15 protein-coding genes are annotated in these 12,437 nt (G+C 65.8%); 8 read left to right on the top strand and 7 right to left on the bottom strand.

Annotated features, from left to right (window positions below; translation table 11 throughout):
* Nucleotides 1-64: 64 nt before the first annotated feature.
* Together hpt and L0976_RS24375 are read right to left on the bottom strand one after the other, a co-directional pair.
* On the bottom strand, nt 65-610 hold the full coding sequence (gene hpt, locus L0976_RS24370; protein ID WP_203316641.1) for a hypoxanthine phosphoribosyltransferase: 546 nt from the start codon (nt 608-610) through the stop codon (nt 65-67).
* 101 nt (nt 611-711) lie between these two features.
* Nucleotides 712-1,380 (bottom strand): hypothetical protein, encoded by a 669-nt coding sequence (locus L0976_RS24375; RefSeq protein ID WP_234189562.1) that lies wholly within the window; start codon nt 1,378-1,380, stop codon nt 712-714.
* 175 nt (nt 1,381-1,555) lie between these two features.
* Between L0976_RS24375 and ftsE the strand changes: the two genes are divergently transcribed.
* The 4 genes from ftsE (at nt 1,556) to L0976_RS24395 (ending at nt 4,878) form a co-directional block, all read left to right on the top strand.
* Entirely contained in the window at nt 1,556-2,215 is a 660-nt protein-coding gene (gene ftsE, locus L0976_RS24380) for a cell division ATP-binding protein FtsE (protein ID WP_203316639.1), read from the top strand.
* Entirely contained in the window at nt 2,208-3,215 is a 1,008-nt protein-coding gene (locus L0976_RS24385) for an ABC transporter permease (protein WP_234189564.1), read from the top strand. Before ftsE ends, L0976_RS24385 begins: the two co-directional genes overlap by 8 nt.
* A 70-nt stretch (nt 3,216-3,285) precedes the next feature.
* Nucleotides 3,286-3,993 (top strand): YdcF family protein, encoded by a 708-nt coding sequence (locus L0976_RS24390; RefSeq protein ID WP_234189566.1) that lies wholly within the window; start codon nt 3,286-3,288, stop codon nt 3,991-3,993.
* A gap of 75 nt (nt 3,994-4,068) precedes the next feature.
* Nucleotides 4,069-4,878: a 1-acyl-sn-glycerol-3-phosphate acyltransferase gene (locus tag L0976_RS24395; RefSeq protein WP_234189567.1), complete on the top strand. Its 810-nt coding sequence runs from the start codon at nt 4,069-4,071 to the stop codon at nt 4,876-4,878.
* Here the strand turns inward: L0976_RS24395 and L0976_RS24400 are convergent.
* Nucleotides 4,857-5,408, bottom strand: coding sequence for a gamma-glutamylcyclotransferase (locus L0976_RS24400; protein WP_234189569.1), 552 nt, complete (start codon nt 5,406-5,408; stop codon nt 4,857-4,859). The two genes, L0976_RS24395 and L0976_RS24400, sit on opposite strands and share 22 nt — an antisense overlap.
* A 77-nt stretch (nt 5,409-5,485) precedes the next feature.
* Here L0976_RS24400 and L0976_RS24405 point away from each other — a divergent pair, with 77 nt between their 5' ends.
* Complete coding sequence (locus tag L0976_RS24405) at nt 5,486-6,493, top strand: DUF2125 domain-containing protein (protein ID WP_234189571.1); 1,008 nt, start codon at nt 5,486-5,488, stop codon at nt 6,491-6,493.
* On the opposite strand, the gene L0976_RS24410 is transcribed toward L0976_RS24405, so the two are convergent.
* Entirely contained in the window at nt 6,494-7,423 is a 930-nt protein-coding gene (locus tag L0976_RS24410; protein WP_234189573.1) for a prephenate/arogenate dehydrogenase family protein, read from the bottom strand.
* Nucleotides 7,424-7,586: 163 nt separating this feature from the next.
* Complete coding sequence (locus L0976_RS24415) at nt 7,587-8,336, bottom strand: class I SAM-dependent methyltransferase (RefSeq protein WP_203316633.1); 750 nt, start codon at nt 8,334-8,336, stop codon at nt 7,587-7,589.
* A gap of 91 nt (nt 8,337-8,427) precedes the next feature.
* On the opposite strand from L0976_RS24415, the gene gloB reads away from it, so the two are divergent.
* Nucleotides 8,428-9,192 carry a hydroxyacylglutathione hydrolase gene (gloB, locus tag L0976_RS24420; protein WP_234189574.1) on the top strand — a complete coding sequence of 255 codons (765 nt, stop codon included), beginning with the start codon at nt 8,428-8,430 and terminating at the stop codon, nt 9,190-9,192.
* Nucleotides 9,193-9,194: 2 nt separating this feature from the next.
* On the opposite strand, the gene L0976_RS24425 is transcribed toward gloB, so the two are convergent.
* A complete protein-coding gene (locus tag L0976_RS24425) occupies nt 9,195-10,076 on the bottom strand; it encodes a DMT family transporter (RefSeq protein WP_234189575.1) in 882 nt (293 codons plus the stop codon).
* 35 nt (nt 10,077-10,111) lie between these two features.
* Nucleotides 10,112-10,888, bottom strand: coding sequence for a DUF3108 domain-containing protein (locus tag L0976_RS24430; protein WP_234189576.1), 777 nt, complete (start codon nt 10,886-10,888; stop codon nt 10,112-10,114).
* 342 nt (nt 10,889-11,230) lie between these two features.
* On the opposite strand from L0976_RS24430, the gene rpmB reads away from it, so the two are divergent.
* Together rpmB and L0976_RS24440 are read left to right on the top strand one after the other, a co-directional pair.
* The gene (gene rpmB, locus L0976_RS24435; RefSeq protein ID WP_203316629.1) at nt 11,231-11,527 is read left to right on the top strand and encodes a 50S ribosomal protein L28; all 297 of its coding nucleotides are present in this window, start codon (nt 11,231-11,233) and stop codon (nt 11,525-11,527) included.
* 113 nt (nt 11,528-11,640) lie between these two features.
* Nucleotides 11,641-12,279, top strand: coding sequence for a VUT family protein (locus L0976_RS24440; protein WP_203316628.1), 639 nt, complete (start codon nt 11,641-11,643; stop codon nt 12,277-12,279).
* Nucleotides 12,280-12,437 lie beyond the last annotated feature (158 nt).

The following is a 12,437-nucleotide window of genomic DNA, read 5'->3' on the forward strand; positions in this document are numbered from 1 at the left end:
GGAACGAAGAGACCAGACTTTCCTTGTCGATCCGTAAACGCCGGATAGGGGAAATTGAGAGAGCTCAGTCGGCGTCGCCGGTCACGACGCCCACGAAGGGCAATTCGCGGAAGGCATAGGCGACGTCCATGCCGTAGCCGACGACGAAATGGTCCGGGCATTCGAAGCCGACATAGTCGGCCTCAAGGTCGGTCCTGCGCTTCTCGCGCTTGTCGAGCAGCACGGCGATCGTGACGTTGCGCGCGCCGCGCTCGTACATCAGTTCCTTGGCGTAGCTGAGTGTGCGGCCGGATTCGAGGATGTCGTCGATGAGCAGGATGTCCCGGCCGTGGACGTCGCTGTCGATGTCCTTGATGACCTTCACGCCCTGCGAGACCGTGCCGGTGCCGTAGCTGGAAAGGGTGATGAATTCCACTTCCGGCGCAAGGCCCGCCGCGTGCAGCGCACGGGTGAGGTCGGCCGCGAAGATGAACGAGCCCTTGAGGACCGCGATGACGAGGAGGTCCTTCGTCGGGCCGGAGGCGATCTCGGCCGCGAGCTCCTCGTTGCGCCTGGCGATCTGCGCGGCGTCGTAAAGCGTTTCGATCTTCTTTCCGCGGACAATCTGCATCGCGAGGCGGCTCCTTGGGTCGTGGCAGAGCAGTTCCGGCGATGGTCCGGCGTGGTGCCACGCCGAAAATTTCGCAGGAACGAGGGAGCCGATTAGCATAGTCAGGGAGCGGGCGCACCCTCGCGGACGAAGGAAACCGAGACTTTCGGCACTTTTCCGCCGCCATGCGGGATGTGCAGGGCGAAGTGCTGGCTGGCGCCGGGAGGAATGGTCGCGGCGTCGAGCGCGACGCGGCGCTGGAGCGATTTTCCCGTGCCGTCGACGCGGATTTCGAGCGGCGGGACGGGCTGTACCGCGCCGCTGGCATTGTCGAGGCGGCCGTAGACCGACAGCACCTTCATGCCGTTCCGGTCGTCGAGCGAGGTGCTGAGTTCGGCCACGCGCAGCGGCTCGGCGGGGCCTGCGCCGGGAAGTGCGGCCTTCAATGCCGAAATCCCGCCGGCATAGGCGAAGACGAAGAGGCACGACGCCATGACGAGCCCGGCGAAGGCGCGTCCGGGCAGGCGCTGCAGGCCCGCTTCCGCAAGCCGCGCGCAGGCGGCGGCGAGGCGGAAGAGAACGTGCCGGGAAAGCGGCGGCGCCGGTGCCGGGCGGGCAGGTCGGCGATTGTCGTTGGAGGTGCGCGTGGCGGATGCGCGGATCACGACGAAATCGGCATCCACCACTTCGGGCCGCCGTGTGAAGCGCTCCCTGCGGGCGGGCGTCGTCGGCTCCGGCGGCAGGAGATCGATCCGGCCTTTCGCCTGCTGTCTTGCCCTGAAGGCGTTCATCGCGACCTCCGCTGGCCCGCATTCGCAAAATCACCTGCGAAAAGTCGGGCATTGAATGCAATCCTTACGAAACGTAAACCATACTGGTTAATGCTTCGGAAACCCGACCGTGAAAGAGCCGCTTTCCTATGCGAGCGGTGTTGCTAGGGTGACTGTTCGAGAACCGGGTTGGCCATTGATTCACTTCGAGAATGTCGGATTGCGCTACGGGATGGGGCCGGAGATCCTCCGCGACCTCACCTTCGATATTCCGCGCCGCTCCTTCCAGTTCCTGACGGGACCGTCCGGCGCCGGCAAGACGACGCTCCTGCGCCTGCTCTTCCTGTCGCTGCAGCCGACGCGCGGCATCATCCGCACCTTCGACCGGGAAATCTCGACCATTCCGCGCGACGAGCTGCCGATGCTGCGCCGGCGCATCGGCATCGTCTTCCAGGATTTCCGCCTGCTCGACCACCTGACGACCTATGAGAACGTGGCACTGCCGCTGCGGGTGCGCGGCAAGGAGGAGGCCAGCTACCGAGCCGACGTGCTCGAACTGCTGAAATGGGTCGGGCTCGGCGAGCGGATCAACGTGCTGCCGCCGGTGCTCTCGGGCGGGGAGAAGCAGCGCGCGGCCATTGCGCGCGCGCTCATCGACCGGCCGGAGCTTTTGCTCGCCGACGAGCCGACCGGTAACGTGGATCCGCCGATGGCGCGCCGGCTGCTCAGCCTCTTCCTCGAGCTCAACCGGCTCGGCACCGCCGTGGTGATCGCCACGCACGACCTGTCGCTGATGGACCAGGTGGAGGCCCGTCGCATGATCCTCTCGCAAGGGCGGCTCGACCTTTATGATTGAAGCGCCGCGCGATGCCGCCGACAATGCCAGGGCCGCTCGCCGGCCGGAAATGCGCGTGCGCCCGACAGCGCCCATCGTGCCGCCGTCCAACGTCTCCGGCACGGCGCTGATGGCCGTCATCGCCATCATGGCCTTCCTTGCCTGCCTCACCTTCGGCGCCGTCAGCATGGTGCGGGCGACGGCGGTGAGCTGGCAGAGCCAGATCTCCCGCGAGGTCACCATCCAGATCAAGCCGGACGACAATCTCGACATGGAAACGGCGCTCAAGGATGCGCGCGACCTTGCGCTCACCTTCTCGGGCACGCGCGACGGCACGATCGTCGACAAGACCGCGACGGCGCGCCTTCTGGAGCCCTGGCTCGGCGAGGGGCTGGACATCGACGAGCTGCCGGTGCCGCGGCTCGTCATCATCACCATAGACGAGCAGAATCCGCCCGATTTCGCCGGCATGCGCGCGGCGCTCGCCGAAGCGATCCCGCAGGCCTCGCTCGACGACCACCGGACCTGGGTCGACCGCCTCGTCGCCATGGCCCGCACGACAGCCTTCATCGGCACGGGCGTGCTGGTTCTCGTCTTCTCGGCCATGGTGCTGACCGTTGTGTTCGCAACGCGCGGGGCGCTGTCCGGCAACCGGCACATCGTCGAGGTGCTGCATTTCGTGGGGGCGGAGGCGGGCTTCGTCGCGTCCGAGTTCCAGAAGCATTTCCTCAAGATCAGTCTGAAGGGTTCGCTTGCCGGCGGGCTGCTGGCGGCGCTGTTCTTCGCCGTGGCCGGCTTCTGGCAGGGCCGTGCCATCGCCACGCCCCAGAGCGACCAGGCGACGGCGCTTTTCGGCACCTTCTCCATGGGATTGACCGGCTATCTCGGCATTGCCGGGACCATTGTCGTGATCGCGCTGCTGACGACGCTGACGGCCCGCTTCACCGTTATGCGGACGATCCACGAGATCGACCTCATCCGCTCCGACCCGTCGCGCACCGACCAACTGCCCGATCCATGACGCGCGCGGGTTGGATCATCGCCGCGAAACGGACTATTCGTTGCCGCAATCGCGTTTTATGGGTCGAATCATGAACGCGCTGGAACGGGCAAAGCCGGGAATGCCTGAGGGCATTTCGCGGGTCGAGGCGAGGCGGCGCCGCCGCCGGCGGCCCGCCCGGCGCGTCGTGCGCGTTCTCCTGGTGCTCATCCTTCTCGCCGCCATGGCGGGTGCCGGCGGCTTCCTCTATTTCGCCGAGACAGTCGCCGCGCTCGAGGCGCCGCGCGAACCGAAGGCCGATGCCATCGTGGTGCTCACCGGCGGCTACCAGCGCATCGACCGCGCCATCGAACTTCTCAAGAAGGGCGCGGGCGGACGGCTGCTCATTTCCGGCGTGAACCCCACGACGAGCGGCAACCAGATCCGCAGGCTCACGCAAAGCTCGTCGGCCCTTTTCGAATGCTGCGTCGACATGGGCTACGAGGCCGTGGACACGATCGGCAACGCCAACGAGACGGCGCGCTGGATCAGCGACCACCGGTTCCGCCGGGTGCTGGTCGTCACCAACAACTACCACATGCCCCGCAGCCTGCTGGAACTGCGGGTCAGCGATCCCGCCACCGAGTTCATCGCCTATCCGGTGGTCAATTCGGATCTCAAGAACGGCAACTGGCTGCGCCAGCCGATGATCCTGAAGGCCATGCTTTCGGAATATCTCAAATATTGCCTGGCGCATGTGCGCGCCTTTGCCGGCGCGCGGAGCTGGTCCGGGCTGCGCGCCGACCTGACCGGAAGCTGAGATCGCCGCCATGGGAGTTTCCCCGCCCGGGATTATCGTGTAGGGCGAAGGCACGTTCCGCTCACAGGCTGCCCGATGCTCGCTTTCCGCTCCGTGCTCTTCAACGCCCTCTTCTATGTGAACCTCATCGTGCAGATGATCGTCTTCACGCCGGCCTATTTCCTGCTGCCGCGCAAGAAGGCCTATGTCATCGCCAAGAACTGGGCGCGCAGCAACCACTGGCTGTTCGCCAAAATCGTCGGCACGACCTTCGAGATCGAGGGGCTGGAGAACATTCCCGACGGCAGCTACATCTTCGCGCCGAAGCACCAGTCCTTCTGGGACGCCTATGCGCTGCTGCCGTGGCTGGACGACCCGCTCTACATCCTGAAGCGCGAGCTGACCTGGATTCCGCTGTTCGGCTGGTACATCAAGAAGCAGCGCATGGTGCCGGTCAACCGCAATGCGCGCGGCAAGGTCATGGCCGCCGTCATGGCGCGCACCAGGGCGGAAATGGAAACCGGCCGCCAGCTCATCATCTATCCGGAGGGCACCCGCCGTCCGCCCGGCGCTCCGCCGGAATACAAGTACGGCATCGCGCGCCTCTACCGTGACCTTCAGGTTCCCGTCGTGCCGGTCGTCATGCATCCCGGCCTGTTCTGGCCGCGCCGCAAGTTCATCCGCCAGCCGGGTCATTTCAAGGTGATCATCCTGCCGGCGATTTTGCCCGGCATGGACCCCGATGCCTTCCTCGCTCATCTCGTCGAGGTGATGGAGACGGCGAGCGACCGGCTGCTGATCGAGACGGTGGAGGCCAATCCGCATCTCATCCTGCCGCCGACCGCCGTGCAGCGGCTGGCGGAGCTGAAGGCGCAGGGCTCCGGTCAGGCCGAGGCGCGCGCGTAGAGGTTTTCCGCCGCCCGGCCGACATCCTCCAGCCAGTGGTCGCGGATGCCCATCTCGCGCAGATGCGCCAGCGTGTTGCGCACGTAATCCATGTTGTGGCCCGACCTGCCGAAGGCGGCGCTGACGGTGCTGGCGGCCTCCCCTACCGTCAGCGATCCGGCAAACTGATGGTGGGCGCGGTCGCAGATATAGGCGAGCGTTGAGACGCGGCGGCCGTCGCTCAACGTCGCGGGCAGCGTGCGCTCCTTGTAGACGTGGGTCACCAGCTCGCGTTCACGCAGATAATCGACCACCGCCTCGCGCTTTTCCGGCGTCACGCGGAAGGCGACGCCGCGGCAGGAGCCGCCGCGGTCGAGGCCGAGCACGAGGCCTGGCCTTTCCTCCGTGCCGCGATGCACCCAGGAGCGCACGCAGAGTGAACGGCGGAAGCCGAAGAGGTGGGCCGCCTGCCGTTCCTCGAACTCGAAGCCCGGATTCCACATCAGCGATCCGTAGCCAAAGACCCAGAATTCGTTCATATCCACCGTCACCTGGATCGTCTCTCAAAAAGCCGCCGCAATTGCCGGCATTGTCGCGCAAATCACGTTCGTCACCATTGGAGAACACTATGGCATCGTCAAGCCGCGCCGACGCTTCCGGCGTTACGCGCAAACTGATCCTGCTCGCCATCGGCGTCGTTCTCTTCATCGCGCTCTATACGGGCGGATGGTTCTATGCCGCAAGCTGGCTGAAGGAACGGCTGGATCGGGAGCTTGCCGCCTCCGCACAAGGCATGCATTCGGCATCGTGCGGCAACCTCGACGTTCGCGGCTTTCCGTTCCGCATCGGCGTCTTCTGCGATTCCGTCGCCGTCGACGACCGGCCTTCCGGGCTTTCGGCCACTTTCGGCGCATTGCGCTCGGCCGCGCAGGTCTATCGCCCCGGCCATGCGGTGTTCGAACTGGACGGGCCGGCGCAGGTGCGCGTGACACCCGACCTCGTCTTCGATGCCGACTGGGACCTGATGCATGCGAGCGCCGTCGCCTGGACGGACGGGCTCGACCGGTTCTCGGCCGCTTACGATGGGCTGAAGGGCAAGCTCAACATGCCCTCGGACGGCCTGTCGGTCGGCATTGCCGCGGCCCACGGCGAAAAGCATGTCCGCCGATCCGGCGAAGCGCTCGACGTCGCCGCCTCGCTCGATACCCTCTCGCTGGAGCTTAATGGCAAGGCGCTGCCGCCGATGAACGTCGCGGCCGACCTGACGATCGCCGATGCGGCCCGGTGGATGTCCGCCGAGGGCCCGCCGCCGAACCTGCCGCTCGGCACGAGCACCGAATTGCGCAGCCTGTCGTTCGATCTCGGCGCGGGCCAGAAGCTGACCCTTTCCGGTGCCGTGACGATCGGTGAGGACGGCTATGTCTCCGGCGCGCTGGACCTCACCATCGAGGGCATCACGGCCTGGCGCGATCGCGTTTCGGAGGTGTTTCCGCAGGCCGCCAAGACGGCGAAGCGCGTCGCGGAGGGGGTCAAGGTCCTCTCGGGCGGGCAGGAGCGGGCCGTGGTGAAGGTCAATATCCGGCAGGGAACGGTCTATCTCGGCCTCTTCCCCGTCGCGGAAATCCCGCCGCTCTGATCAGCCGTTCTTGTCGTCGACCGGGCGGCCGAAGTTCGGCGCGGCGGTGTCCTGGCCGGCGTCGATGATCGAGCGTCGGATGGCGCGGGTGCGGGTGAAGAGGTCGAAGAGCTTGTCCCCGTCGCCCCAGCGGATCGCCCGCTGGAGATAGGCGAGGTCCTCGGAAAAGCGCGCCAGCATTTCCAGGATCGCATCCTTGTTGTGCAGGCAGACGTCGCGCCACATGGTCGGGTCCGAAGCGGCAAGGCGCGTGAAGTCGCGGAAGCCGGAGGCCGAATACTTGATGACTTCCGATTCCGTCACCGTCTCCAGGTCGTCCGCCGTGCCGACGATGTTGTAGGCGATGATGTGCGGCAGGTGCGAGACGATGGCGAGCACCTTGTCGTGGTGCTCCGTATCCATCTCGTCGACCTTCGAGCCGAGTGCTTCCCAGAAGGCGGCGAGCTTGCGCTTGGCGTCCTTGTCGGTGCCGTGCACCGGGGTCAGGATGCACCAGCGGCCCTGGAACAGTTCTGCAAAGCCGGCATCCGGGCCGGAATGCTCGGTGCCGGCCAGCGGGTGGCCGGGGATGAAATGCACGTTCTTCGGCATGTGCGGCAGCATCTGCGCGACGACCGATGCCTTGGTGGAGCCGACGTCGGTGACGATGGCGCCGGGCTTGAGGTGCAGGGCGATGTCCTCGGCCACCTTGCCGGAGGCGCCGACGGGCACGGAGACGATGACGAGGTCGGCGCCTTCGACGGCCTTGCCGGCGTCATGCACGTAGTCGGTGCCGAGTTCCAGTTCGCGGGCGCGGTCCAGCGTTTCCGTGCTGCGGCTGGAGATGGTGACGGTTTTCGCAAGGCCCTTGGCCTTGACGGCCCGGGCGATGGAGGAGCCGATGAGGCCGATGCCGATCAGCGCGATCTTGTCGAAATGTCCGTCCGTCATGCTGCCGCCCCTTGCTGCCGTCAACCCGCTCTAGAGCATTTCCGCTTTTCTTCGAATCGCGAAAACGCTCTATCCTTTTGTTTCTACGCAATTCCGGACGCAAAACCGCTGCGCACTTTTGCTGGAATTGCTCTAGCGGGCGGCCCGGCATTTGTCGAGGGGATCAGCGCGGCGCGCGCTCGCGCGTCGTGGGGATGCCCTGCGGGGCAAGCACCGGCACGAAGACGCGCCGCGAGGCACGGGCAGCGACCGGCAGGCCCTGATAGAGCCGCTTCTGCGCCTCCACGATGATGACGCCGGAGAACATCGGCCAGAGCGAACGCCCCAGCCGCTCGAAGGCGCCGCGCAGCTTCTGCACGCTGCGCAGCTTGGAAGGCGGGAAGAACAGGGCCTCGGCCGAGGCGCCGGGCGTGAAGTTGGTCTCGCGCAGCAGCGCGATGAGCTGGCTGCGGGAGTAGGGACGGCCGGAGCCGAAGGGCGTGTGCTCCATGCGCGCCCACACGCCGCGCCGGTTCGGCACGACGATGACGAGGCGGCCGCCGGGGGCCAGCACGCGCCAGAGCTCTTTCATCGTCTCGCGCGGGTTCTCGGCGAATTCCAGCGAATGCACCATCAGCACGCGGTCGACCGAAGCGTCCGGCAGCGGCAGTTCCTCGTCGAAGACCAGCGCCGTGGAGGAAAGCTCGCCCGGCGGCCAGTTCACCGCGCCCTGCCCGGCCGGCATGAAGGCGAAGGTGCGTTCCGTATCGGCGCGGAAGCGGTCGAGATAGGGCACGGCATAGCCGAGCCCGACCAGCCGCTCGTCCGGCAGCCGCGCCCAGAGCGAGGCGAGCGCCATGGCGATCGAGTGATCGGCGAGGCGCCCGAGGGGCGAGTGGTAGAATTCGCGGAGGTCGACGATATCTGCATGCATGGACACGATGTTAGCGATGGTCCGGTGGACTTCAAGGCCGTTTGCCTTACATTCGCCCGCGACGACCTGCCCGATGCGACGAGGAACGACCATGACCGCGCTGGAAATCGAACTCTTTGCCTGCCGCAGCGATAATTTCGGCGTGTTGCTGCACGATCCGGTAACGGGTGCGACGGCGAGCATCGATGCGCCGGAGGAAAAGCCGATCCTTGCTGCGCTGGAGCGTCGCGGCTGGCGCCTCAGCCATATCTTCACGACCCATCACCATGGCGACCACGTGGAGGCCAACCTCGCGCTGAAGGACCGCTTCGGCGCGACGATCATCGGCCCGGCGCGCGAGACCATTCCGGGCATCGACCGCAAGGTGGATGGCGGCGACAGTTTCGATTTCGCCGGCCGGCGCGTCGAGGTCATCGCGACGCCGGGCCATACGGTCGGCCACATCTGTTTCCACCTGCCGGAGGAGAAGCTGCTCTTTGCCGCCGATACGCTCTTCGCGCTCGGTTGCGGCCGTGTCTTCGAGGGAACGCCCACCCAGATGTGGGAATCGCTCTCGACGCTCGCCGCCCTGCCGGATGAGACGACCGTCTATTTCGGACATGAATACACGTTGTCGAACGCGCGCTTTGCCAGGACCGTCGATCCGGAAAACGCGGCGCTCGCACGCCGTGCCGACGAGATCGAGGCGTTGCGGGCCGACGGCGTCTTCACCGCCCCGACGACGATCGGCATCGAAAAGGCGACGAACCCCTTCCTCAGGGCCGGCGATCCGGTGATCCGCCGCCATCTCGGAATGGAGGGGGCGAGCGATGCCGAAGTGTTTGCCGAAATCCGCGGGCGAAAGGACCGGTTCTGAGATCAGGCGGGGCTTGCGACAGCCCGCCTGAAGATCATGTCCTTGGCGGCGAGCACCGCGCCGCCCGTCACCAGCAGGCAGGCGAGCGCGATGGTCCAGGTCGGCTCGGCAAAGCCGGAGAGGATGAGGACGAGGGTGGAAAGCAGCGGCGCGGCATAGCTGGCGGCGCCGAGGATCTGGATGTCGCCGTTCTTGACGCCGTAGTCCCAGACATAGAAGGCCGCGCCGACCGGCAGCAGGCCGAGGCCGGCGATGGCGAGCCATTCGAAGCCCGTCTGCGGCCAGACGGTGGTTTCCAGCATCAGGTGGCAGATGAGCGAGAGGATGGAAGTGGCGAGGCAGAAGCCGGTCACCACATCCGTCGAGACCGCCTCGAAACGGCGGGTCGCCAGCGAGTAGCCGGCCCAGGTGAAGGCGCAGAGGAAGGCGGCGCCATAGCCGATGAGATAGGCGCTGTCGAAGGTAACGCCGTTTCGCCCGACGATGAGCGCGGTACCGCCGAGGCCGAGCAGCGTGCCGACCACATGGTTCCAGCGCAGCGTCTCGCCGGGCAGCATCGCCGAGCCGGTGACGATGAGGAGCGGCCAGAGATAGGCGATCAGGCTCGCCTCGACGGCCGGGGCGTTGCGCAGGGCGGTGAAGTAGAGGAAGTGATAGCCGAAGAGGCCGAGGATGCCGGTGATCCAGACCTTTGCCGGCTGCTTCAGGAGGCGGGCCCGCTGCGGCCGGGCGATGAGCACGACGATGCCGGGCAGGCTGCCGATGAGGAAGCACACGGCGGAGAGCTGGAAGGGCGGCATCTTGCCGGACGCGGCGGTGAAGAGCGCCAGCAGCGCCCACATGAGGATCGCCGTAAAGCCGATCAGGGTTGCACGCGTCTTCAAGGCCGATCACTCCCGGTCTGCCGACCGGGGTCATGTCATCCGCCGAAGCGCGTGGCCGAGACGGTGACGGGACCGAGCTTGGTCGGAATCTTCACATAGACCGGAGCATATACATTCGCGTCTTCGGCCTTGGCAAACCAGATTTCCATCGTCCTCAGCCTGCGCAGGTATTCCACGTCGTCCCGGCCCTTCTTGTAGCCGGATTTGGGGACGAAGCGGATGCCGCAGACCACGGCCTCGCCCTCGAAGCCCTTGGTGGAATAGGGCTTCGTGCCCTTCGACGTCAGTTGCAGGTCGAGGCGGGATTCGCCGTCGAAGATCGGCAGGGTGTTCGGGCAGACGCGGTTGCCGGCGGGAATGATGAGGCCCGAGATCGGGTCGAGCACCGCGCGCATGTCGGCGCGGGTGACGGGCACCCAGTTTTCCGGCTTCTTGCGCGCCGGCACCATGTTGGCATGGATGACGTTGCCGTTGCGGAAGGTGACGTCGATGGCCCGGCCGCGCTTGCCGCTGCGGTAGTTCACCGAATAGGAGGTGGCATGCAGGTTGTCCCGCCCGACGATGCCGGAGACGGAGGTCGTGCCCTGCGTGCGGGAGAAGATGTCGACGAGGCCGGCCGAATGCAGGCTGCCAGAAATGGTGTAGCGGTTGCCGGAAAACTCGGAGCGGAAGCTGGCGGTCGCGACCGGCAGCCCGGAAAGGCGGATGCTGTAGTCCGTGCGGTGCTGGATCTCGGCCGACGAAAGGGGGCCCGCGCCGCCCAGAAGGGCAAGCGACACCGCTGCGCCCGCAATCCAACCCCGTCCGTTCATCCGCACGACTCCCAAGACCTTTCCGCATTCGTCCGTAGCCGGAAACGCCCGACCTGCCTGTTTCGATGCAATTGCGGGCGCATATTTTCCGGAATCGTTTCCAGGACGCCCGCCTAGCCCGCCATTGCGGCGATTCTACGCCGTGGAAAAATCTCGCCGTCTCCTGCTATTGCCTGCAAATCGCGATGTTTGGCAACTGATTTCCGGCGGAACGGCAGGTTTGGCTTGACGTCGCCGGCCAGTGTGACTATAGAACCGCGACTTTCCAAAAAGGCCAGACGGACTGCGGCCGGTTTCGGCACCGGAAACGTATTGTCCTGAACAAGAAAAAATAGGTGTACCATGTCCCGTAGTTGCGAATTGACCGGCAAGGGCGTCCAGTCGGGCAACAATGTGAGCCACGCAAACAACAAGACGAAGCGCAAGTTCCTGCCGAACCTGTGCAATGTCACGCTGATTTCCGACGCCCTCGGCCAGCGTTTCCGTCTTCGCGTTTCCGCAGCCGCTCTCCGCTCGGTCGAGCACCGCGGCGGCCTCGACGCCTTCCTGCTGAAGGCCGAAGAGAACGAACTGTCGATGCGCGCTCGTCTGCTGCGCCGCCAGATCGCCAAGAAGACGGCTGCCGCTGCTGCTGCCTGATCGGGCAACACGCCGAAGCATTTTCATTGAGGCTTGACCGCTTTGCGGGCAGGCCTCAATGCTTTGCGCATATCATTGTTACTCCAACTGGTGGCATCACCCAGGATAAAAAAATGCTCGCGAACCGCGTCATCCCTATCTATGTCCTCCTGATGACGGCCGTGGTCGTCGCCTCCAACGTGCTGGTGCAGTACCCGCTTTCGGGTGAACTGTTCGGTATCGCGCTCGGCGACCTCCTGACCTACGGCGCCTTCACCTATCCCGTCGCCTTCCTCGTCACGGATCTCACCAATCGCCAGTTCGGCCCGCGCATCGCGCGCCGCGTCGTGGCGGCCGGTTTCCTCGTGGCGGTGCTGTTCTCGTTCGCCGCTTCCACGCCGCGCATCGCCATCGCTTCCGGCTCGGCCTTCCTTGCCGGCCAGTTGCTCGACATCTCCATCTTCAACAGGCTGCGCCGGCAGACCTGGTGGCGCGCGCCGCTGATCGCCTCGCTGATCGGTTCTGTGCTCGATACGATGATCTTCTTCTCCTTCGCCTTCGCGCCGTTCTTCTCGGTCTTCGGGCCGAACGACGATTTCGCCATCGCCTCGGCGCCCGTGCTCGGCATCTTCGCGGCCGAGACGCCGCGCTGGATCTCCTGGGCCATCGGCGACTTCTCCGTGAAGGTGCTGGTCGGCCTCGTCATGCTGCTGCCCTATGGCGCGCTGATGAGCCGGCTCAAGCCGATGCCGGGCGTCGAGAAGATGGCTTAACGAGCGGCGTTCCAGAGGTCGAGGAGCGACAGTGAAAGCTCCAGCACGCTCGCCCTCCGGCGTCATCCTCGGCCTTGAGCCGAGGATCCACAGGCGCGGCGTGCCGGCGGATGGATGGTCGGGTCAGGCCCGACCATGACGGAGGAAAGGTTTTTCTC

Origin of the sequence: Shinella sp. NM-101, from assembly GCF_021401195.1 — a bacterium.
GTDB lineage: Bacteria > Pseudomonadota > Alphaproteobacteria > Rhizobiales > Rhizobiaceae > Shinella.

Coding starts and splice junctions, on each gene's coding strand:
- rpmB (WP_203316629.1), top strand. CDS start 11,231: ATGTCCCGTAGTTGCGAATTGACCGGCAAGGGCGTCCAGTCGGGCAAC.
- L0976_RS24375 (WP_234189562.1), bottom strand. CDS start 1,380: ATGAACGCCTTCAGGGCAAGACAGCAGGCGAAAGGCCGGATCGATCTC.
- L0976_RS24415 (WP_203316633.1), bottom strand. CDS start 8,336: ATGCATGCAGATATCGTCGACCTCCGCGAATTCTACCACTCGCCCCTC.
- L0976_RS24410 (WP_234189573.1), bottom strand. CDS start 7,423: ATGACGGACGGACATTTCGACAAGATCGCGCTGATCGGCATCGGCCTC.
- L0976_RS24440 (WP_203316628.1), top strand. CDS start 11,641: ATGCTCGCGAACCGCGTCATCCCTATCTATGTCCTCCTGATGACGGCC.
- hpt (WP_203316641.1), bottom strand. CDS start 610: ATGCAGATTGTCCGCGGAAAGAAGATCGAAACGCTTTACGACGCCGCG.
- L0976_RS24395 (WP_234189567.1), top strand. CDS start 4,069: ATGCTCGCTTTCCGCTCCGTGCTCTTCAACGCCCTCTTCTATGTGAAC.
- L0976_RS24430 (WP_234189576.1), bottom strand. CDS start 10,888: ATGAACGGACGGGGTTGGATTGCGGGCGCAGCGGTGTCGCTTGCCCTT.
- L0976_RS24390 (WP_234189566.1), top strand. CDS start 3,286: ATGAACGCGCTGGAACGGGCAAAGCCGGGAATGCCTGAGGGCATTTCG.
- L0976_RS24385 (WP_234189564.1), top strand. CDS start 2,208: ATGATTGAAGCGCCGCGCGATGCCGCCGACAATGCCAGGGCCGCTCGC.
- gloB (WP_234189574.1), top strand. CDS start 8,428: ATGACCGCGCTGGAAATCGAACTCTTTGCCTGCCGCAGCGATAATTTC.
- L0976_RS24405 (WP_234189571.1), top strand. CDS start 5,486: ATGGCATCGTCAAGCCGCGCCGACGCTTCCGGCGTTACGCGCAAACTG.